Origin of the sequence: Streptomyces sp. MspMP-M5 (assembly GCF_000373585.1) — a bacterium.
Taxonomy (GTDB): domain Bacteria; phylum Actinomycetota; class Actinomycetes; order Streptomycetales; family Streptomycetaceae; genus Streptomyces.
The window spans coordinates 1-20273 of sequence record NZ_KB891881.1 but is presented as its reverse complement, the minus strand read 5'-3'; the positions used below and the strand labels follow the sequence as shown (position 1 = coordinate 20273).

At 71.1% G+C, this 20273-nt stretch carries 18 protein-coding genes and 3 pseudogenes; 11 read left to right on the top strand and 10 right to left on the bottom strand.

What is annotated here, in order from left to right:
• Positions 1 to 17 precede the first annotated feature (17 nt).
• A pseudogene (locus B073_RS47720) lies at positions 18 to 245 on the bottom strand (CGNR zinc finger domain-containing protein); the annotation flags it as partial.
• A gap of 82 nt (positions 246 to 327) precedes the next feature.
• Here B073_RS47720 and B073_RS39635 point away from each other — a divergent pair.
• The 4 genes and pseudogenes from B073_RS39635 to B073_RS47715 all read left to right on the top strand — a co-directional run bounded on the left by B073_RS39635 (position 328) and on the right by B073_RS47715 (position 2263).
• Positions 328 to 850, top strand: a pseudogene (locus B073_RS39635) (haloacid dehalogenase type II).
• 162 nt (positions 851 to 1012) lie between these two features.
• A complete protein-coding gene (locus B073_RS0110645; protein WP_018538079.1) occupies positions 1013 to 1807 on the top strand; it encodes an alpha/beta fold hydrolase in 795 nt (264 codons plus the stop codon).
• Positions 1808 to 1985: 178 nt separating this feature from the next.
• A pseudogene (locus B073_RS49270) lies at positions 1986 to 2090 on the top strand (hypothetical protein); the annotation flags it as partial.
• 23 nt (positions 2091 to 2113) lie between these two features.
• Positions 2114 to 2263 carry a hypothetical protein gene (locus B073_RS47715; RefSeq protein WP_018538078.1) on the top strand — a complete coding sequence of 50 codons (150 nt, stop codon included), beginning with the start codon at positions 2114 to 2116 and terminating at the stop codon, positions 2261 to 2263.
• Between the two features lie 38 nt (positions 2264 to 2301).
• On the opposite strand, the gene B073_RS0110635 is transcribed toward B073_RS47715, so the two are convergent.
• Entirely contained in the window at positions 2302 to 3075 is a 774-nt protein-coding gene (locus B073_RS0110635) for an AraC family transcriptional regulator (RefSeq protein ID WP_026247252.1), read from the bottom strand.
• Between the two features lie 371 nt (positions 3076 to 3446).
• On the opposite strand from B073_RS0110635, the gene B073_RS47710 reads away from it, so the two are divergent.
• Positions 3447 to 3911, top strand: coding sequence for a hypothetical protein (locus B073_RS47710; protein ID WP_018538076.1), 465 nt, complete (start codon positions 3447 to 3449; stop codon positions 3909 to 3911).
• An 81-nt stretch (positions 3912 to 3992) separates the two neighbouring features.
• Here the strand turns inward: B073_RS47710 and B073_RS0110625 are convergent, their stop codons facing one another.
• From B073_RS0110625 to B073_RS0110605, 5 genes are all read right to left on the bottom strand, one after another.
• Positions 3993 to 4568, bottom strand: coding sequence for a DUF4232 domain-containing protein (locus tag B073_RS0110625; protein WP_026247251.1), 576 nt, complete (start codon positions 4566 to 4568; stop codon positions 3993 to 3995).
• Positions 4569 to 4722: 154 nt separating this feature from the next.
• Entirely contained in the window at positions 4723 to 5628 is a 906-nt protein-coding gene (locus B073_RS0110620; RefSeq protein WP_018538074.1) for an NADP-dependent oxidoreductase, read from the bottom strand.
• Positions 5629 to 5783: 155 nt separating this feature from the next.
• A complete protein-coding gene (gene infA / locus B073_RS0110615; protein ID WP_026247250.1) occupies positions 5784 to 6008 on the bottom strand; it encodes a translation initiation factor IF-1 in 225 nt (74 codons plus the stop codon).
• 124 nt (positions 6009 to 6132) lie between these two features.
• Positions 6133 to 6930: a GNAT family N-acetyltransferase gene (locus B073_RS0110610; RefSeq protein ID WP_018538072.1), complete on the bottom strand. Its 798-nt coding sequence runs from the start codon at positions 6928 to 6930 to the stop codon at positions 6133 to 6135.
• 358 nt (positions 6931 to 7288) lie between these two features.
• The gene (locus tag B073_RS0110605; protein ID WP_026247249.1) at positions 7289 to 8926 is read right to left on the bottom strand and encodes an APC family permease; all 1638 of its coding nucleotides are present in this window, start codon (positions 8924 to 8926) and stop codon (positions 7289 to 7291) included.
• 418 nt (positions 8927 to 9344) lie between these two features.
• Between B073_RS0110605 and B073_RS0110600 the strand changes: the two genes are divergently transcribed.
• The 5 genes from B073_RS0110600 (at position 9345) to B073_RS0110580 (ending at position 17192) form a co-directional block, all read left to right on the top strand.
• Positions 9345 to 10325, top strand: a complete 981-nt coding sequence (locus tag B073_RS0110600) for a cyclase family protein (RefSeq protein ID WP_018538070.1) — start codon at positions 9345 to 9347, stop codon at positions 10323 to 10325.
• A gap of 141 nt (positions 10326 to 10466) precedes the next feature.
• Positions 10467 to 13295 carry a SpoIIE family protein phosphatase gene (locus B073_RS0110595; protein ID WP_018538069.1) on the top strand — a complete coding sequence of 943 codons (2829 nt, stop codon included), beginning with the start codon at positions 10467 to 10469 and terminating at the stop codon, positions 13293 to 13295.
• A gap of 107 nt (positions 13296 to 13402) precedes the next feature.
• On the top strand, positions 13403 to 14938 hold the full coding sequence (locus tag B073_RS0110590) for a sugar ABC transporter ATP-binding protein (RefSeq protein ID WP_018538068.1): 1536 nt from the start codon (positions 13403 to 13405) through the stop codon (positions 14936 to 14938).
• Positions 14935 to 15975 (top strand): ABC transporter permease, encoded by a 1041-nt coding sequence (locus B073_RS0110585; RefSeq protein ID WP_018538067.1) that lies wholly within the window; start codon positions 14935 to 14937, stop codon positions 15973 to 15975. Before B073_RS0110590 ends, B073_RS0110585 begins: the two co-directional genes overlap by 4 nt.
• An 86-nt stretch (positions 15976 to 16061) precedes the next feature.
• Complete coding sequence (locus tag B073_RS0110580; RefSeq protein WP_018538066.1) at positions 16062 to 17192, top strand: substrate-binding domain-containing protein; 1131 nt, start codon at positions 16062 to 16064, stop codon at positions 17190 to 17192.
• A gap of 38 nt (positions 17193 to 17230) precedes the next feature.
• Here B073_RS0110580 and B073_RS0110575 read toward each other — a convergent pair whose 3' ends face one another.
• Together B073_RS0110575 and B073_RS43820 are read right to left on the bottom strand one after the other, a co-directional pair.
• Positions 17231 to 18526: a sensor histidine kinase gene (locus B073_RS0110575; protein ID WP_018538065.1), complete on the bottom strand. Its 1296-nt coding sequence runs from the start codon at positions 18524 to 18526 to the stop codon at positions 17231 to 17233.
• Positions 18486 to 18713, bottom strand: coding sequence for a response regulator (locus B073_RS43820; RefSeq protein ID WP_078507961.1), 228 nt, complete (start codon positions 18711 to 18713; stop codon positions 18486 to 18488). The genes B073_RS0110575 and B073_RS43820 overlap by 41 nt, the downstream gene beginning before the upstream one ends.
• A 219-nt stretch (positions 18714 to 18932) precedes the next feature.
• On the opposite strand from B073_RS43820, the gene panD reads away from it, so the two are divergent.
• Entirely contained in the window at positions 18933 to 19352 is a 420-nt protein-coding gene (gene panD, locus B073_RS0110570; protein WP_018538064.1) for an aspartate 1-decarboxylase, read from the top strand.
• A 372-nt stretch (positions 19353 to 19724) separates the two neighbouring features.
• On the opposite strand, the gene B073_RS49265 is transcribed toward panD, so the two are convergent.
• On the bottom strand, positions 19725 to 20006 hold the full coding sequence (locus B073_RS49265) for a hypothetical protein (RefSeq protein WP_420706432.1): 282 nt from the start codon (positions 20004 to 20006) through the stop codon (positions 19725 to 19727).
• Positions 20007 to 20273: the final 267 nt, after the last annotated feature.

Below are 20273 nucleotides of genomic sequence, written 5' to 3'. Positions count from 1 at the left end.
ACAGACAGGCACCGACGTTACTGGTCCGCAGCAGCACCCGGACCAGCTCGGCGGCGCTCTCGCCTGCAGTGCGCGTCATGCGGAGCCACTGGGGCGTCGGCCGAGGTCGAGGCGCGTCTGCGGGCTCGGTAGGCCGCGGCCTTGACGCGGTTGCCGCAGGCGTCCATCCCGCACCAGGTACGTCGGGCGCCACGCGAGCGATCGAGGTAGATACGAGTGCAGCCGGCGCGTCCGCACTCCTTGAGGTGACGCAGGGCGAACGGGGCACGAGAAGAGGGAGACGGAAGAGAAGGCAGAGAAGAAGAAGGAGGAGGAGTTGTGGCCGAACTGACTGAGATCGGCGATGTCGAGGTCGTGGTCTTCGACGTCCTGGGGACTCTGGTCGACGAACCCAGTGGGCTGCGCACGGCAATTCGCGAGGCAGGCGGCCATCGCCCGGCTGGCCACGGCTGGTCAACGCCTTCCACCGTGGGCCGATTCGGTCGCGGGTCTCCAGCGGCTCGCGCAGACATTCCCCGTGCTGGGGCTCTCCAACGCCAGCCGCACCGCCCTGCTGCGGCTCAGCGCACATGCCGGGCTGCGCTGGCATCAAGCCTTGTCCGCCGAGGCCGCCCTGGCCTACAAGCCGGCACTCGAGGTCTACCGGCTCGCCCTGGACGCGGCCGGCTCTCCCCCGGAACACGTACTGATGGTGGCCGCCCATGCCTGGGACCTTCGCGGAGCCCGGGCGCAGGGCATGCGGACCGCCTACGTCCAGCGACCGGTCGGGGATCCACCCGCGGATTCCGACCGCTTCGACTGGCAGTTCAGCGGACTGGAGGAACTGGTCACCGCCATGACGGGGCAGTAGCCGGACCTCGTCGAAGCCGGACCTCGTCGAGCCGCGTGCGGGCTACGCCTCACCGCTTTGACTCTCACACCGATGTGAGGCTCTAGCGTCCCGGTCATGTCCATCAGCACCCCGGTCATGTTGGGGCGGGCTGGGTGCGCCGCAACCGAAGGAGACGATTCCATGTCCACTGCTCTGCCCACTTCCCGTCTCGGCCGCCTGGTGCGCGGGAACGGCCCGGGCCTGCTGCTCGCCCATGGCGCCGGCGGAGGCATCGACGCCAACTACGGCCCCCTCTTGGACGTGCTGGCCGCACAGCACACCGTCGTCGGCCCGGACTACCCAGGCACCGGCCGCACCGCGCGCGCCGACGCGCCGCTCGCCCTGGATGCGCTGGCCGACGAACTGGTCGCCACCGCCGTCGAGGAGGGCCTGGCGACCTTCGCCATCGCCGGATACTCACTGGGCTGCCCGGTCGCCATCCGCGCCGCCACCCGCCACCCCGACCGCGTCACGGCCCTGGTCCTCACCGCGGGCTTCGCCCACCCCGACCCGCGGTTCCTGCTGACGGCACGGCTGTGGCGCGACCTGCTGCGCGCCGGCGATCTGGAGCGACTGGCCGGCTTCCTGACCCTGATGTGCCTGAGCTCCCCGGTCCTGGACGCCCTCACCCAGGACGACCTCGACACCACCCTCACGACCACGGCCGCCACCATCCCGCCAGGCACGCCGGAGCACGTCGAGCTGCTCATCGACTGCGTCGACGTCCGGGCCGACCTCGCGGCCATCGCCGTGCCGACCCTGGTCATCTCCACCGCGCTCGACCAGCTCGTCTCGCCGCACCACCACCGGCAACTCGCGGACGCCATTCCGGGGGCGCGCTACGCCGAGATCGCCTCCGGGCACCTCCCCTTCATCGAGCGGCCGGAGGAATGGGCCACCCTCATCCGCGACTTCCTTCACGACAGCCGCAGGTGACGGCACCCCCTGCAGTCATGCCGGGCCGGTCGCACCCTTATCCATAAGCCGGGCTGCCGACCTCGCCACGGAGAACGCCGACAGCCCGGCCCGGCGGAGGGCCGGCCGGCGCTCACCGTCAGTTGGACTCAAAAGCCCCATCGGCAGTCTCCAGGCGGTCCAGCAACACGGTGCGGACATGGCCGTGCACGTCCTCACCGCACGCCTGCTTGCCAACGAGGCCGCCTGGCGGCTGTCGCACGACTTCCCTGCCACTCCGGAGGTCTCGCCGGCCAAGGCATGCGCCAGCGAGCAGTACCAGGAGGTGTGCGCACTGGCCCATCAGGTCCACGGCGCATCGGGTTCACCGCCGAACACGGCCTGCACCTCTTCACCCGCCACGCCGCGGCCACCGCCCTGGCCTTCGGCGACGCCGACCACCATTCCTCCCAAGCGGCCGCGGCCTTGGGCCTCTAGCCCGAACCCATCCGCCGTCCGCCCTCGCCTGAAAACGCCTACCCTTTCCGACTACTCGGCGAAGCAGACTGGTTCCTGAACGACCCAGGGGTGTGCCCGAAAGCCCGCCGGAAGACGTCGATGAAGGCGCTGGCGGAGGACCAACCGCAATGGCGGGCCACCGTGGTCACCGGCACGTCCTCGGCGAGGAGTACCAGCGCGTGGTAGAGGCGTAGTTGGGTTCGCCATTGGCTGAACGTCATACCCAGCTCGGTCTGGAAGAGCCGGGACAGGGTGCGGTCGCTCGCTCCGATCTGCCTGCCCAGTGCGGCCAGGGTGCGGTTGTCTGCCGGATCGGCGTGCAGGATGTCGCCCAGCGCCTTGAGGCGGGGTGTAGTGGGAGCGGGCAGGTGCAGCGGCTGCTGAGGGGAGAGGTGCAACTGGTCGAGCAGGACCGCGCGCAACCGGTCCCGTTGGGGACTGTCGCCGACCTCGGTGTCGTGGGTGTAGGCGAGGATCAGCTCCCGCAGCAGGGGGCTGACCTTGAGGACCGTCGGGCGTTCGAGGGCGAGCGGGTTGTCGGTGGCGGGCAGGCCGACCAGGTGCAGTTCGAGTCTGCCGTGGGCGCGGTGGGCGTGCGGGGCGCCGGCCGGTATCCAGATGGCGCGGTTGGCCGGTGCCACCCATGAGCCTGCGTCGGTGGTGACGGCCACCACTCCGCGGCTGGCGTAGGCGATCTGGTGATCGTCGTGACGGTGGGCGTCAATGCCGGCGCCGGGCGCCAGACACCGCATCCGGGTCGGCGCGACCGGCTGATGGCGGATACGAGTCATTGCCCGGCAGATTAGCCGCCGCCCATCACCTCGCCCCGCGGCAGGCCGCCGACCGGGTGGCGGCCTGCGGCAGTTGCAGTGATCCAGGCAGTTGAGGTTGGCGTGCTTGGCCGGGGTGGCCGGGCGTCGCACTCGCGCGCCTCTTGGGAGCGTCGGCAACGCTCTGACGTCGGCGTCTTCGGGGAGAGCCGTCGGCGGAACCCGTTCACCGGGCCCGCGACACGCCCGCGACTGGGGCATGGCGACGCTCGCCAAGGTCGGATCGATCCGGCGCGTCGGCGAATACCTCCATCATATTTCGTATTAGCCTTCCGCAACTGTACGGATTCGGCAAATCCCAGGCCGAATCACCCCAAACTTCCGGAGCAGAAATGCACAAGCTTCACAAGGCGGCTGTCATGGCCGCCGCTCTCAGCAGCTTCGCCCTCTTCGGCGCCGGCACCGCCCACGCGGCCGCCCGTGGTGGCGGCGGCGTCGACGTCTCGCAGCACAACTCCTGCCGCTCCCACGACCTGAACGTCGACGTGCTCGGCGAGGTCGGGATCCTGAACGGCCTCCTGGGCAACGCGCTCAACGGCGAGGGCAACGCGGGTGCGCAGGGCACCTCGATGGGCTCCCGCATGGGTTGCAACAACTCGGTCGACGGCGACATGGGTGGCGGCGAGGGCCACCACGGCGGCGGTGGCGGCGGTGGCGGCCACGAGGGCGGCGGAAGCGGCGGCCACGGCGGTGGGACGGGTGACCACGGTGGCGGCGGAAACAGCGGCCACGGCGGTGGTGAAGGCGGCGGCCAGGGTGGCGGTGAAGACAGCGGCCACGGCGGCGGTGACATGTAAGGGAATCAGGTAACGCAGATGGGCCCCGGGTTCCGATCCCATCAGTTCGGAACCCGGGGCCTGTCGGCGTCTGCGTCGAGCTCAGCCCACGCCGACGGGGTTGACGTAGGTACCGGGGTGGGTGGCGCCGGACTGGTCCAGGATGGCTCCGCCGTAGGGCCAGGCAAGGGTGACGTGCGTCCTCTCGTCGGGCGGGGTGATCAGGACCTTGCTCGGCAGGAACGCGCCCGCGCTGTGCCTGGCGACCGGCAGGATGGCCACCGTGACCAGGGCCATGTCGTCACCGGGCCGCAGGGTGATGGTGCTCGGCCTGTCCGCGGAGCGGCGCAGGTCCCATGCCTCACCGGATGCGCTGATCAGGCGGACTCCCGGGAAACCGTGGAGGGTGCAGGTGCGGCCGCCGTTGTTCTTCAGTCGCACCGCCGCGATCTGCTGGCTGGTGGCGTCCATGTCGGGGCGGCCACCGTGCGCGGAGTCCCAGCTGTAGCGCAACTCGCCGGTGTGGCAACGGTGGCCGCTGGTGGCGGACGAGGCATCCTTGCCGACCGCCGTAGCCTTGGCCGCCGCCGTCGGCGATGCCTGCGCCACTCCCGCTGCCGTCGCACCCAGCACCATGGCAGCGGCCGCAGCGGCCGCGATCTTCCTGGTAGTACGCATCACGAACACTCCCTCTTCGCTCGGCGGCTCACAGGCATTCCACCGGAACCCTTGCTCAGGCTCACTTCTCCCCACCAACCGGCCCGGTAAATGTCCTGAGGCCGTAACGACTGCGCCGAATGTCCTCGTGCCGGACGTACCGCACCACACCAGCTCAGAAGGTCACGGCGATCTTTCCGGCCAGGCTCCCGGCGCGGAAGCGTCGGTGTGCGGCATGGATCTCGTGGAGGCCGAAGGTGGAGTCCACACGCGGCTGCAGGGAGCCGCTGTCGACGAGCTTGGTCAGCTCGCTCAACCCCGTCCCGTCCTCGTGCACTTGGTTGACGGTGGTGCGGACACCGCGTGCGGACAGGTCAGGGACCGGTCCGGCCTGCGTCGCGATCGACGCGTACCGGCCGCCGTCCACCACCACCTCGGTCAGGAAGGCCCCGAAGGTGTCGAAGACCGCGTCGTAACTGCGGTCCTGAAAGTCATCGCGATCGGTGGTGACAAAGCCGGCGCCATGGTCGCGGGCGAAGGCGACCTGCGCGTCCCGAGAGACCAAGGCATCGACCTCGACGCCCCGTGCGCGAGCCATCTGCAACGCCAACCCGCCGACCGCGCCGGCGGCACCGGTGATCAGGAGCCGCTGACCGCCGGACACGGCAAGCCAGTCCAGTGTCTGAAGTGCCGTCAACCCGGGCAGCGGCAACGTGGCCGCCTCCACCAGGCTGACCGCCCGCGGCGCGGCGGCCACCGCCTCCGCCGGCAGTGCGACCAGATCGGCCCAGGTCCCGCGGCCGGAGCCGAGCTGGTGCGACATCGCGATGACGCGCTCCCCCGTGCGCAGTCCGCTGTTGCCGCCGTCGACCACGATGCCTGCCAGATCCCAGCCGAGCGTCATCGGCAGCGGTGGCGTCCCCTCGCCGATGGCTCCCTCCCGTGTCTTGTCGTCGACGGGGTTGATGCTGGTCGCAACCGTCCGGATCAGCACCTCCCCGGGCCCCGGCTCAGGCTGGGCGACCTCGACGAGGCCGAGGACGTCGGGTGTGCCGAAGCGATCGGTCTGGAGAGCGCGCACGGGGATCCCTTCCTACGACTACTGCTGACCCACCCTGCAACCCAGGCAATGATCACGGCATTCCCCGCCGACAGCAGGCCGGAGCCCCGGTCATGTCGGGCCGGGGCTCCAGTCACGGGCTCACCCTTGGGAGTTGCGCCGGTGGGCTGCTGCCGCTACGACCGGTATCGGAAGCGGATCCGGCCGCGGGTGAGGTCGTAGGGGCTGAGTTCCACGAGGACTCGGTCGTACGGGAGGATCTTGATGTAGTTCTTGCGGATCTTCCCGCTGATGTGGGCGAGCACTGTGTGCCCGGTCTGCAACTCCACCCTGAAGGTGGCGTTGCGCAGGCACTCGGTGACGGTGCCCTCAACTTCTATTCTTCCGGCAGGTTTTGTCATGGTCTCTCACTTCTCCCGTTCTGCGACGGTGTATTGACGTGACGGGATATCCGGTGGGAAATACGGCCGTCCGACGCGCCTGCTGCGGGTTCGGCTCGGTCGTTCGGGATGTTGTGGCGGGGCGTCAGCGGCGGACGAGTTCCAGGGTGCTGCCCGCGCGCCGGGCACCGATGCCCTCGAACAGGGCGGTGGCGGCCGCGTTGGACTCGTCCACCTCGGCCCAGGCCGAAGGGGTCCCGGAGCGGTGCAGCGAACCGAGTGCCTGGGCCAGCAGCGCCCGGGCTATGCCGCGGCGGTGCCGGTCGGCCCGGACGGCGAGCAGCCCGATCCGTGGCTGCCTGGTCAGCGGCGCCACCCGCACCAGGCCGACGTACTGGTCCAGGTACCGCGCCACCGCGTACTTCGAAAGGTCGAGCAGCGTGATTCCCGCGGGGCGGGGCAGTACCTCGGCCGGCATCGTGTGCCATCCGACGGTGGCCCCGACCTCGTCGCGGATGATGCGGTCCAGGGCGCGCAGCGGGCCCTCCTCCGCCTCACCGGCGGGCAGGATCGTCACGCCGGACGGGGGCCGCACCGAGTCGAGACCGGTGGCCTGCGGGTCGGTGGACACGCGATAGCCCCACTCGCGGCGTGCAACGGCGAAGCCGGCCCGCTCCCAGGCGGACCTGGAGTCGTGGTCGGCCTCGTCGAGGACGGTGTACAGCGGTGTGGGCAGGTCCGCCAGCATCGCGTCGGCGATGCGGTCGAAGACCGGGCGGTGCCAGGCGTCGATGCTGATGAAGAGCCGGCCGTCGGGCCGGCGTGAAGCGTCGCCGCGGCCGACCGTCCGGTCTTCCTCGACGGCGTGCCACTGCGTGTCCGCTACCCGCGTGACCACGACCGCGTGGTCGCTCGCGCCCGACGTGGAATGCACAGAGTTCATAGGTGTTGCCTCTCAGGAGTGCCTGGTTCGAGGCGCTCCCGGCGACACCTACGTCAATCGCCCACCGTGACGAAAAGGGGGAGCACCCACAGGGATACGGCCTTCATGGGTCTCACCTCCTCGCGTTCTCTCACGGCTGCTCAGACCGTAGCAGCGGGTGCCGGACAGTCCAACCGATTTAACGCCGGCTGGATTGAACGCCGGCTGGGGGTCATCGGTGGATCGTCGATCGTGTCGATCAACTGGCCTTACCGAGTGGGGGAATTGGGGACGTGACGCGGCGCGCCGAGTCCGGCCGGGTGGCCGCCGGCCGGACTCCGTTGCGCGTCTGAGGGGTCTTCGGTTCAGGGAGCTATGGTCAGTGGCCGCCCTCGTCCACGACCGTGATCTCCTCGATGTTCTGCTCGATCGCCTCGGGCGGGACGGCGGTGGCAAGGGCCCAGTAGTAGATCCCCACCGAGAACACCGAGATGATCGCCATGTCCCACCACATCGGGATGTGGCCCTGGCCGCCGAAGCCGCCCTGCCAGGAGATGACGCCCATGCCGATGAGGTAGACGGGAAGCCACTGCGCGGCCTTCCAGTCCAGTCGCGGAGCGTTCGGCAGCCGCTTCTTCGTGGCGTACCAGGCGTAGCTGCCGAGCAGGGCGTAGCCGATCACGATCGCCCAGCCGAGCCGTTCCAGGGTGGACCAGCCGGCCCAGTAGATGATCAGGCTCGCCACGGCGAAGGACAGCGGCGCGATGACGTTGCCGCCGGGCAGGCGGTAGGGACGCTGGCGGTGCGGCAGGCGGCCGCGGAACACACCGAACGCCAAGGGGGCGCCGGCGTACATCAGGACGCTCGCCGAGGTGATGAAGGAGACCAGCTGCTGCCAGCTCGGGAAGGGGAGGAAGCAGATCACGCCGGTCACGAAGGAGATGATCAGGCCGAACCACGGCACGCCGCGGCCGTCGGCCCGCTCGAACAGCCGGGGGGCGTAGCCGTTCTTGCTCAGGCCGTAGGAGATCCGCGAGGTGGAGGTGGTGTAGATCAGGCCGGTGCCGCCGGGGGACACGATCGCGTCCGCGTACAGGATCCAGCCCAGCCAGCCGAGTCCCACCACGGTGGCCAGGCCGGCCCACGGGCCGCTGATGCCGGCGTAGTCGAGCTTGGCCCACCCGTGGGCGAAGGACGCCAGGGGCAGGGCGCCGATGTAGACGACCTGGAGCAGGGTGTAGATGACGGCTCCGATCACCACCGAGCCGATGGTGGCGCGGGGCAGGTCGCGCTTGGGGTTGCGGCTTTCGCCCGCGAGCTGGATGGCCTGCTCGAAGCCGAGCAGCGCGAAGATGATGCCGCTGGTGCTGATGGCGCTGAGCACACCCTTGGCGCCGAACGGGGCGAAGCCGTGGGAGGTGAAGTTGTGCGGGTGGAAGTTGGTCGCCGCGATGACGAAGATCGCCCCGAGGGGTACGGCGATCTTCCACCAGGTGGCCGCACTGTTGGTGTGGGCCAGTACCTTCACGCCCAGGAAGTTCACCGCGACGAAGATCGCCATCAGGGCGACCGCGACGATGAATCCGCTGACCGTGAGGGTTCCGTTGGCGTGCTGGAGCGACTTGGCCCATGACCAGTGCCCGGCGTAGCCGATCATGGCCTCGACCTCGATCGGGGCCACCGTCGCCGCCTGGAGCCAGGAGAACCAGCCGAAGGACATGCCGGCCAGGCCGCCGAAGGCGTAGTGCGGGTAGCGCGCGGTGCCGCCGGCGACCGGGAAGAGACCGCCGAGCTCGGCGTGCACCAGCGCCAGCAGCACGATCGCGACCGCGCCGACGCTCCAGGAGATGATCGCGGACGGGCCGGCTACCACCACGGCCTTCTGGGCGCCGTAGAGCCATCCGGATCCGATGATGGAGCCGACCGAGGCCCACATCAGGCCGATCAGTCCGACGTCCCTGCGCAGAGAGCCTGGTGCGCGTGCCTGCAGTGGCGTGATCTCGTCAACGCTTGCCATGAGGGGCCTTTCAAGACAGCTGGCCGAAAAGTTGCCTCAGCGTAGGGAGCTTTCGGGGTCTTGGAAATAGCTGGTGACAGAAAAGTTATTTTCCGTGGAAAACTCATGGGGGACTCATGGATTCGACATCGTGCAAATGGGCGGAATACTGGGTCAGTTGAGGCGGATGAGGCGATCCGAACGCCGGATCGAAGGCATCCGATCACCCCTTCATTCCCTCGGTGCGGCGAATTCAATTGGCGAAATCTTTGAGAAGGTGCGCCACTGGCATTACTTTTCTGCGCCTATGGTTTTGCGTTTCCCGTCGGCGAATGGCTTGGCGATCACATGCGGGGCGCCGTGCGGAGGGGACATGCTGGGGAGGGTGGAACGGCGAGGCCGGACGACGGCCCCTCCACCCTGGAGCGCTGAAGGGCACATGACCGGCGATCCCCGCGACGCCCCGTCTCCCCCGGCGACCGGTGACGGCAACGGGCCCGCCGTCCCGCGCGCGGAGTTCGACGCGCTCTTCGCGGCGGTCCGCACGTGGGGCCGCTGGACACCGGCCGACCGCGGCGCCTGGAGCCGGGTGACCCCCGAGCACGTGCGGCGGGCCACCGCCCTGGTCCGGACCGGCACGGTCGTCCCGATGGCGCGCCCGTGGGACACCGCCGCCGGCCCGGACAACAGCAAGCCTGCCCTGCACTTCATGTCCCAGCTCGGCGACCCCGAGGGCCCGGAGCCCGCCCCGGAACCCACCTCGTACAAGGACTTCGTCGGCGCCGACTACCACGGCAAGGCCGTCAGCCACCTGGACGCGCTCGCCCACATCGCCTACCGCGGGCAGCTCTACGACGGCCGGCCCGCGGACGCCTGTGTCGATGCGCGGGGCGCCCGGTTCGGCGCCGTGTCGTCGCTCGGCGCCCTGGTGACCCGGGGCGTGCTGCTCGACCTGCCCGGCGTCTCGGGGAGCGCCTGGCTGGAGCCCGGGCACGCGGTGCACGCCGAGGACATCGCCATGGCCGAGCGGGCACTCGGCGTGACGATCGGCGACGGTGACGCGGTGCTGCTGCGGACCGGCAGCACCCGGCGTCGCGGGGAACTGGGTGCCTGGGACCCCGACGCGGCCAGCGCGGGCTTCCATGTGAACGCGATCCCGCTGCTTGGCGCGCGCGGGATCGCCCTGCTCGGGAACGACGGCGACAGCGATGTGCGGCCCTCGCCGGTCGAGGGGGTGCACTCCCCGGTCCACGCGCTGGCAATCGCCGCGATGGGGGTGCCGCTCCTGGACAACCTCGATCTCGAAGCGCTCTCCGCCGCCTGCGCAGAGGCCGGCCGCTACGACTTCCTGTTCGTGGTCGCTCCACTGAACATCCCCGGCGGCACGGGCTCACCCGTCACCCCGATCGCGGTGCTGTGACGCCCCTCCTCCGCCCCCGCGCGACCGACATCGCCTTCGACGAACGCCCTACAATCGGAGCAAACGGTACAGCTGCTCCGAGCGGACGGCAGGAGGGTGACGGGCGGACCCGCGGCACGTACCGAAAGGGAAGTGATTCCGATGGGGCTGGTGGGAGTTGACGTCGGCCCCACACGTGCCCGTGACCGGTTCCTTCGAGGCGAGTCGATCGACGAGGCCGTACGCAGCCCGATCCTGAACTCCTGGGAACGCTCGCTCGCCCGGGGTCTCTCGCCGGCCGGATGCGACCTCCCCTACCGCGCCGACCTCGATCTGGAGGGACGGCTCGTCCGAGCGGCCGGGCCCGTGCTGGACCGGCTCCAGGAGCTGTTCACCGACCGGAACATGAACGTCTCGCTCGCCGATGGCCGGGGCGCCGTGCTGCAGCGCCGTTTCGGCAGTCCTTCCCTGGTCAGACGGCTGGCGGCGATCCAGAGCGTGCCCGGGTACGTGTTCGCCGAGGAGTTCGGCGGGACCAACGGCATCGGTCTGGCGCTCGCGGAACGGCAGTTGATCAACGTCTACGGCGCCGAGCACTTCGCCGAACGCTCCCAGTCCAACGCCTGCTCGGCGATCCCCGTCCGGGACCCGCTCAGTGGGCGCATCGAGGGCGTGCTGTGCCTGGGCTATCCGCTCACCGACGTGGACACGGCGCTGAACTCCGTGATCCGCAAGGCAGCCGGCGCCATCGAACGACGCCTCCTGGAGCAGAGTTCACAGCGGGAGCGCACCCTGCTCCAGGCATACCTCGATGCCAGGCGCCAGGTGCCGACCGGCGACGGTGAGCCGGGCGAGCCGACCGGGCGCGGGCTGGACTGGCGGGACCAGATGATCCTCCAGGAGAAGGCCGCCGATCTGATCGCCCTGGCCCAGCGGGCGGCCGTGGCGGTGCCGCTCCCAGGCGGACGCTGCGCGACCCTGCTCAGCCGACCGGTCACCAGCCCTTCCGGGGTCCAGGGCATCGCCATCGAAGCCCTCCTCTCCACAGGGCAACTGCCCGTCATCGTCCCCGCCCCGCCCGAGACCCCGTCCGGCCCCCCGGCGCCGCAGCGCCCCGAGCCCGCGGCCCCGCGGCTCCGGCACCGCCCCGGCGCCGTACCCAGCCGAGCGGCCGCGACCGCACACACGCCCGGCACCGCCGGCGCGGCCTCCGCGCCCGCGGCGAGCGGGCTGGTGCTGGTCGGCGAGCCGGGGGTGGGGAAGTACGCCGTGGCGGCCCGGCGGCGTCTGGAGCTGCTGTCCGAGGCCAGTACCCGCATCGGCACCACCCTGGACGTGTCCCGCACCGCCCGGGAACTCGCCGAGATGGCCGTGCCCCGCCTGGCCGACTTCGTCACCATCGAGCTTCCCGAAGCGGTGCTGCGCGGCGAGGAGCCGACCGACCCGCGCGCCGGGCTCTACCGCGTCGTGCTCCACGGATACCGGGAGGACTGCCCCTTCTACCCCGCCGGTGAGCCGATCGACCTGCGCCCCTCGACTCCCCAACTCCGTTGTCTGGCCGGCGGACGAGCGGTGCTGGAGCCCGACCTGAGGACCGCCGCGGGCTGGATCGCCCAGGATCCCGCGCACGCCCAGCGCCTCCTCGACCACAACGTCCACTCCCTGATCGCCGTCCCCCTCAACGCCCGCGGCATCGCCCTGGGCGTGGCGAGCTTCTACCGCTCGCGGGATCCGGCCCCCTACGGGGACGACGACCGCTCACTGGCCCAGGAACTCGCCACCCGCGCCGCCATCTGCATCGACAACGCCCGCCGCTACACCCGCGAACACAACATGGTGCTGGCACTGCAGCACAGCCTGCTGCCGCGCGGCTTCCCCGAGCAGAACGCCGTCGAGGTCGCCCACCGCTATCTGCCCGCCGAGTCCGGCGTCGGCGGCGACTGGTTCGACGTCATCCCCCTGTCCAGCAGCCGCGTGGCGCTCGTCGTCGGGGACGTCGTCGGGCACGGGCTGCACGCCGCCGCCACCATGGGCCGACTGCGCACGGCGGCCCGCAACTTCGCCGAACTGGACCTGGCCCCGGACGAGGTCCTCACCTGCCTCGACAACGTCGTGGCACGCCTGGCCCGGGACGACGGCGGTGAGGAGCCGGACGGCATCACCGGCATCATCGGCGCGACCTGTCTGTACGCCGTCTACGACCCCACGTCCCAGCAGTGCGTCATGGCCCGGGCCGGCCACCCGCCACCCGCGCTCGTCCATCCCGACGGCACCGTCGCCTTCCCCGACCTGCCCGCCGGCCCGCCACTGGGGCTGGGCGGCCTGCCCTTCGAAACCGCCGAAATCCCTCTCCCCGAAGGCAGTCAGCTCGTCCTCTACACCGACGGACTGGTCGAGGACCGCCACCGCGACCTCGACACCGCCCTGGACCGGCTGCGCCGAGCCCTGGCGCACCCGAACCGCCCGCCCGAGGAGACCTGCGCGGAGGTCCTCCGGACAGTGGTGCCCCGCCACCCCACCGACGACATAGCCCTCCTCGTGGCCCGCACCCACACACTGGACGCGCACCGGATCGCCACCTGGGCACTGACCGACGACCCGGCCATGGTCTCCCGCATCCGCGCCGCCGTGACACGTCAACTGGCCGCCTGGGGACTGGACGAGGTGTCGTTCGCCGCCGAACTGGTGCTCAGCGAGCTGGTCACCAACGCCATCCGCTACGGCACCGCCCCGATCCGGGTACGCCTGCTCTACGACCGCGCCCTGACCTGCGAGGTCTCCGACGGCAGCAGCACCGCCCCGCATCTGCGCCATGCGGCCACCACCGACGAGGGCGGCCGCGGCCTGTTCCTCGTCGCACAGCTCGCCCAGGCATGGGGCACCCGTTACACCGCCGACGGCAAGGTCATCTGGGCCGAGTGCGCCCTGAAGATGTCCGGCGGACGGCCCGGCCTCGCCGCGATCTGCCTCGACGACATTCCCGCCATCTGAGCGACACCTCCGGGCCGGGAAGCCCAGGGGACGGCAACGGGGGCCGTAGCATGCGCGGACGTGCCGATACCGGCAGTGCACCGAGCGGCCGATCCCCGGAGAAGCCCGTGCCCGACACTCCCGACAGCAGCCCTCCCGCTCCCCACGGTCCGGAGCCGCTGGTACGCATCCGCGGCCTGGGCAAGCGGTTCGGCGGCACCCTCGCGCTGGACGGCGTCGACCTCGACATCCACTCCGGCAGCGTCCTCGCCCTGCTCGGCCCCAACGGTGCCGGCAAGTCCACCCTCATCAAGATCCTGGCCGGTGTCCATCACGCGGACCACGGCGAGGTGACGGTGGCCGGCCATCCGCTCGGCACCCAAGCGGCCGCCCGCGCCATGTCGTTCATCCACCAGGACCTCGGACTGGTCGAGTGGATGACAGTCGCCGAGAACATCGCCCTGGGCACCGGCTATGCCCGCCGCGCCGGACTGCTGTCCTGGCGGAGGACCCACGAGCGCTGCACCGAGGCACTCGGCATCCTCGCCGCCCACCTCGACCCGCGCACCCCCGTCGCCGACCTCCCGCGCGCCGAGCGTTCCCTGGTGGCCCTCGCCCGGGCGCTTTCCACCCGGGCCGGCGTCATCGTCCTCGACGAGCCGACGGCCAGTCTCCCGGCGGCGGACTGCGCCCGGCTCTTCGGCGTCCTGCACGCCCTGCGCGACCAGGGCCACGCCATCGTCCACGTCACCCACCGGCTCGACGAGGTCTACCAGGTCGCCGATGCCTTCGCCGTACTGCGCGACGGCCGCCTGGTCCGCCACGGCCCGCTCGCCGGCCACAGCCCGGCCCGGCTCGTGCGCGACATCGTGGGCCACGAACCCGGCGGCCACCGCCTCGCCCCGGCCACCGGCCGCACCGTCCTGAGCCTGGACCGCGTACGGACGGTCGACACCGCACCGGTCGGCCTGGAGCTGCACGCCGGCGAGATCCTCGGCCTGGTGGGACTCACCGGCGCCGGGCACCTGGAGCTGGGCCGCGCCCTCGCCGGCGCCGGGCACCTCCTCGGCGGGCGGGCCCTGCTCGACGGACGCCCCTACCGACCGGGATCGGTCGCGGCCGCGGTCGGCTCCGGCGTCGGCTTCGTCAGCAGCAACCGTCAAGAGGAGGGCTGCGCAGCAGAGTTGACCGTACGGGAGAACCTCCTGGCCAACCCACGGGCGAGGGGCCACCCGGCGCTCCGCTGGACCGTCCCGCGGCGCGAACGGGCCGAGGCCGAGGCCCTGTTGCGCCGGTTCGCCGTCCGTCCCCGGGACAGCGAAGCGCCGATCTCCACGCTTTCCGGAGGGAACCAGCAGAAGGTCATGGTCGGCCGATGGCTCGGGACGCACCGCAGACTGCTGATCCTCGAAGAGCCGACCGCCGGGGTGGACGTCGGCGCCAGGACAGCGCTCTACGACCTGCTCCGGGAGGCGTTGGCCGACGGTCTCGCCGTCCTGCTGCTGTCCACGGACTTCGAGGAGATCGCCGACGTGTGCCATCGCGCCCTGGTGTTCGTCCGCGGGGCGCTGACGACGGAGCTGCGCGGCGACGCCCTCACCGTCGGCGCGCTGACCGCGGCTGCGTCGGCCATGCCGGCACTCACCGGGACCACGGGCCCGTGAGCCGCTTCGCCCGTCGCCCGCCGCGCCGCCGGTTCGGGCATCTCCTCGGCGCCTACGGCCTCCTGGCCCTGGCCGTCCTGCTGTTCCTGGCCTTCTCCCTCGCCCTGCCGGACACCTATCCCACCCTGGACAACATCTCCGCGGTGCTGTCCAACCAGTCCATCCCCGCCCTCCTCGCGCTCGGCGCGACGCTCCCCATCGTCACCGCCAAGTTCGACCTCTCCCTCGGCTACGGCCTCGGCCTCGCGCATGTGACGACGATGTGGCTCATCGCCGTCGAAGGCTGGCCCTGGCCGCTCGCCTGCCTGGTGGTGGTAGTCGGCGGGGCGGTCGTCGGCGCCTTCAACGGTGTGGTCGTCGAGTTCGCGAGGATCAACTCCTTCATCGCCACCCTCGGCACCGGCAGCGTCCTCTACGCCGTCACCGGCTGGATCACCGACGGGGCCCGGATCGTGCCCGGCCCGCAGGGCCTGCCGGCCGCCTTCACCGACCTGTACGACTCCAGGTTCCTCGGCCTGCCGGTGTCCGCCTGCTACGTCCTGATCCTCACCGCCCTGCTGTGGCTGCTGCTGGAACGGCTGCCCCTCGGCCGGTACTTGTACGTCATCGGCTCCAACCCCCGCGCCGCCGAGCTGGTCGGCATCCCCACCCGGCGCCATGTCGTCCACGCCTTCGTCGGATCGGGACTGGTCGTCGGCATCGCCGGTGTCCTCCTCGCCGCACAGCAGCGCATCGGCAACCCCAGCGTCGGACTGGACTATCTGCTGCCCGCCTTCGTCGGTGCGCTGCTCGGCTCCACCGCGATCAGACCAGGCCGGGCCAACGCGCTGGGCACGCTGGTCGCCGTCGTCGTCCTGGCCATCGGGCTGGCCGGCATCGAGCAGTTGGGCGCCCGGTTCTGGGTCATCCCGCTGTTCAACGGCGCCACCCTGCTGCTCGCCGTCGGCCTGGCCGGCTACACCGCCCGCCGGCAGGCCCGGCAACGCCGGAAGGGACCGCCGCGGACGCTCCCCGACCTGCCGAAAGTCGCCTCGTGACCTCCTCCGGTCAGCACATCGTGGCTCCCGTACGAGGCGTCCCCGTACGCTCGCGGCGCCGGACGCCCCTGGGCGGTGCCGTCGCCGTGTGGTCGGTGGCGGTCGCCGTCCTCGCCGGCGGCGTCGCCCTCGTCGGCTGCGAGCGCGGTGCGTCGGTCGGCGGTGGAGCGTTCTCGCCGGGCCCGGCGAAGACCGGCTGCCCCGCCGCCCTGGCCCACGCGGCGGTCGCCGTCGCACGGGCCGAGAAGGGCGCCCCCGCGACGCCCGGCCCCACCGACGGCCCCCCGGCGGCCGCCGGCAAGAACATCGTCTACGTCGCGCAGACCATGACCAACCCCGGCGTCGCGGGCGCCGCCGAGGGTGTGCGGGAAGCCGCCCGGGTCATCGGCTGGAAACTCCGCCTGATCGACGGCCAGGGCACCCCCACGGGGATCCAGGCAGCCTTCGACCAGGCCATCGAGCTCCGGCCCGCCGGCATCGTCATCGGCGGCTTCGACCCGGATCTGACGTCGACTCAGGTCGCCACGGCCGCCGCCAGGCACATCCCGCTCGTCGGCTGGCACGCGGTCGGCTCCCCCGGCCCGAGCAGCCACCCCGCGCTCTTCAGCAACGTCACCACCAGGGTCGAGGACGTCGCGAAGGCCGGCGCGGACTGGGTCATCACGCACTCCCGCGGGCACGCCGGAGTGGTCGTGTTCACCGATGCCTCGATCCCGTTCGCCAGAACCAAGTCCACCCTGATCGAGAAGGAACTCGCCACCTGCCCCGGCGTGCGCGTGCTGACGGAGGAGAACATCCCGATCGCGGACAGCAGCGGCCGCACCCCCGTGGAAGTCGCCTCGCTGCTCTCCCGCTTCCCGCACGCCTGGACCCACTCGATCGCCGTCAACGACCTGTACTTCGCCGACGCCGCCCCGGCCTTGCGCGCCGCACGCCGGAAAGGCGCCGGGGCCCCCTTCAACATCGGCGCGGGCGACGGCGATCCGTCCGCGTTCCAGCGCGTCAACAGCCGGCAGTTCCAGGCAGCCACCGTCCCCGAGCCGTTCGCCCAGCAGGGCTGGCAGATCCTCGACGAGCTCAACCGCGCCTTCGCCGACGCGCCCGCCAGCGGCTACGTCGCCCCCGTGCACATCGCCACGGCCGCCAACAGCCACGGGGCGACGACCTGGGACCCGCCCGGATATCGCGCGGCGTACCGGAGGATCTGGGGCAGATGAGGATCTGCGGCGGGTGCACAACGGCAGGTGGGGCGCAGTCACCAGCGTCTGCCCGGGCGTCCGAATGTCCGCGTGTCCGGGCCCGGGCGTTGCCTGTGCCGGTCGCGGGGTTCCCGGCCCGGCACAGGCAACCGACCCGATTCAGTTCCCGGCGTCGTCGGCGTCGCCGTTGGCGTCCGCCGAGGCGACGGCCTGCTGGGCACCGGGGCGGTCTGCACCTGCAGTCGCGCATGATGCAGATCGGCCTGCTGGGCGACGAGAGTGAGCCCCAGGCCGGACCCCGGGCTGTCGGCACGTCGCTGGAACCGTTCGAAGATGGTCCGCCGCCGCTCCGACGGCACTCCGGGCCCCTGATCGTCCACGGTGAGTACAGCCACCCGGGCCCCGCCCTCAACGGCCGCCCGCAGAGCCACCGCCATACGGGCCCGCCCATCGGCGGACCGGCCGTGCGCCAGGGCGTTGGCCAGGAGGTTGTCCACCAGCGACCGCAACCCCGGCTGCCAGCCGTGCACCACCAGGCCCGTGGTGCACTCCAGCGCCACCTCGGCGTCGGCGTGCGCACGGCGGAAATCGGCCACGGCGACGTCCGTGAGATCGGCAAGATCGACGGACCCGAACGCATCCGCCTCGACCAGATCCCCCTGGGCCGGCGCCCGCAGCATCACCAGCAGCCCCAACAGGCGGGCGTGCCCGCGCCGCAGATCCTCCACGGTTTCCGCCCGGTCCTGCGCGTCCAGGTCCTGGAGGGCATCGAGGATGTCCAGGCTGGTCTGCATGCTCGTCAGGGGCGTGCGCAGTTCATGGGAGGCCGCGGCCGAAAAGGAACGGGCCGTCGCCAGCGCCTCGGCGGTCCGGGCGGCCTGTTCGTCATAGCGGGCGAGAACCGTCTGCACTGTTCGCGCAAGGTCGTCGACCTCGGTGATCCGGGTGGGGCGATGCTCCAGGCGGACGTCGCTGGTACGCGGATCGAGGCCGCTGGTCCGCTGCTGGAGCCGCCGCAACGGCCGGGCGGCACGGCGGCCAGCCAGCACCCGCCAGGTCTTGCCCCGCGCATGGACACTGACCGGCTTGCCAGGCACCGTCGGCAGCCGCACGGACGGATCCGGCTGCGGACCCTCCTGAACGGTACGGTCCGGCCCCTGCAACCGGATGCCGACGTCCAACGCCGCGCTGTACAGCTTCCGTTGATGGGCCTGCTCGGCCCGCGGCCGGTCCTGCGAGGCCGCGCGCAGCAACCCCCGGGCGGCCGCCGCCACACCATGGGCGCGCTCGGCGAGCCGCTGGTCGGCCTGCTCATGCAGGTCCCTGCCCACCAGGTCCAGGAGCAGCCACATCGGGCATCGAGACGTCCAGCACCATGGCGTCGGGTGCCTGGTCCGCCGCCTTCGCCAACGCGGCCCGGCCCCCGTCCGCCAGATCGACGCTGAACCCGTTCAACCGCAACCCACGCCCCAGCGAACGCCGAATGGCGGCATCATCATCCACCACCAAAACCCGCCCGGCCTCGCCCCCACTACCCATTCCGCCTCCACAAGCCGCCCGCAACAACGCCCGCCATCATGCGCCACGCCTCTCCCCGACCCACACCGGGGCTTCAGCGCCCGCCCGACACCTCAACTACAGAGAGTGACAGGGCTCGACCATGCCCCTGTCCCGCTCGCCGGGCTCGCCGCTAGCATGGTTGCTCCGGCGCGCACCTCACCTGGGGGCGCGACCTTCTTCTGGCAGGAGTGTGACGCTGTGCTGCGCACCATGTTCAAGTCCAAGATTCACCGGGCCACCGTGACCGAGGCCGACCTGCACTACGTGGGGTCGGTCACGATCGACGCCGCACTGATGGAGGCCGCCGACCTGCTGCCCGGCGAACTCGTCCACATCGTCGACATCGACAACGGTGCCCGCCTGGAGACCTACGTCATCGAGGGCGAACGCGACTCGGGCGTCATCGGCATCAACGGCGCCGCCGCACATCTGGTCCTCCCCGGCGACCTGGTCATCCTCATCAGCTACGCGCAGGTGGACGAGGCCGAGGCCCGCGCCCTCCAGCCGAAGGTCGTGCACGTCGACGCGGACAACCGCATCGTCGCCCTCGGCACCGACCCGTCCGAGCCGGTCCCCGGCACCAACACCTCACGAAGCCCAAGGGCCGCAGCAAGCTGAGCAACACCCGCTCAAGCCCTTCCACACGCCACACGTCACGCGTCACGCGTCACGGAGTGCAAACGGCGCACGCTCCCGCCACCTCGCACCGTCATGCACCATGAGGTCAACCGAGGAGACCCAGGACGTGAAGGGAGCTTGCTGAGCAGGTCGGTCTCCATCTCATCCAGAACACCATCGTCCTGACCATCAGCGACCGTCAGATGCGCCACGACTTCAGTGAACTCCCCGGAAACCGCCCACAGCTCGCAAACCGCAGGCCAAAAAAACAAGCGCCATGCTGCCCAAGCACATCAGCGAGCGCCGAGCAGACGGGCGCGTCTATGCGTCCCCCTCGTGCCGTCGTCTGCCATGAAACGGCATGCTGCCACCTCACATGCCGAACGCAGCAGCCGGAACGCAGCACTTGCTCACAGGTCGTAGGCGGAGCCCGTTGGCCTGTGGTCCGCAGAGCGGTTCCGTTGCGGCGGTGGGGCAGTCATGGATGCGTGACTGGGCGGGGGAATAGAACTGGCTGGTCCAGCGGCGCCAAGCGGTGATCGGGCCGTCGCCCTCGGCGAGTCGGGGGCGTTCGAGGTAGGTCTTGTGGTGCCAGATGCGGATGTCCTGGCGAATGTCGCGCACGAACTGGGGCTGACTGGCACGAGTGAGCATGGTGGCGAGGAGCCTGTCCCACAGTGGTGTGTTCGTCGGGGCTCTGCCGGTGGCACCCTGCCGACCCGGACAGCTGCTACGCGCTCGAGACAGCCACGACCCGCCGCTCCGAATTGCTGCGCGGCACCGGGACAGCTGGGGCTTCGTCTCCCTGGTCTTGCGCCGGACACCCGACCGCGCCTGAACCAATGCTCTTGCCCGGACTGCCTGGGCAGGGGCCCTGCCTGCGCTCGCATGCCGCCGTGCCGCCGTGCCGCCGTGCCGCCG

Excerpts from the sequence above, each read along its gene's own strand:
- B073_RS0110645 (WP_018538079.1), top strand. The coding sequence starts at position 1,013 with ATGTCCACTGCTCTGCCCACTTCCCGTCTCGGCCGCCTGGTGCGCGGG.
- B073_RS0110635 (WP_026247252.1), bottom strand. The coding sequence starts at position 3,075 with ATGACTCGTATCCGCCATCAGCCGGTCGCGCCGACCCGGATGCGGTGT.
- B073_RS47710 (WP_018538076.1), top strand. The coding sequence starts at position 3,447 with ATGCACAAGCTTCACAAGGCGGCTGTCATGGCCGCCGCTCTCAGCAGC.
- B073_RS0110625 (WP_026247251.1), bottom strand. The coding sequence starts at position 4,568 with ATGCGTACTACCAGGAAGATCGCGGCCGCTGCGGCCGCTGCCATGGTG.
- infA (WP_026247250.1), bottom strand. The coding sequence starts at position 6,008 with ATGACAAAACCTGCCGGAAGAATAGAAGTTGAGGGCACCGTCACCGAG.
- B073_RS0110610 (WP_018538072.1), bottom strand. The coding sequence starts at position 6,930 with ATGAACTCTGTGCATTCCACGTCGGGCGCGAGCGACCACGCGGTCGTG.
- B073_RS0110605 (WP_026247249.1), bottom strand. The coding sequence starts at position 8,926 with ATGGCAAGCGTTGACGAGATCACGCCACTGCAGGCACGCGCACCAGGC.
- B073_RS0110600 (WP_018538070.1), top strand. The coding sequence starts at position 9,345 with ATGACCGGCGATCCCCGCGACGCCCCGTCTCCCCCGGCGACCGGTGAC.
- B073_RS0110595 (WP_018538069.1), top strand. The coding sequence starts at position 10,467 with ATGGGGCTGGTGGGAGTTGACGTCGGCCCCACACGTGCCCGTGACCGG.
- B073_RS0110575 (WP_018538065.1), bottom strand. The coding sequence starts at position 18,526 with ATGTGGCTGCTCCTGGACCTGGTGGGCAGGGACCTGCATGAGCAGGCC.
- B073_RS43820 (WP_078507961.1), bottom strand. The coding sequence starts at position 18,713 with ATGGGTAGTGGGGGCGAGGCCGGGCGGGTTTTGGTGGTGGATGATGAT.
- B073_RS49265 (WP_420706432.1), bottom strand. The coding sequence starts at position 20,006 with ATGCTCACTCGTGCCAGTCAGCCCCAGTTCGTGCGCGACATTCGCCAG.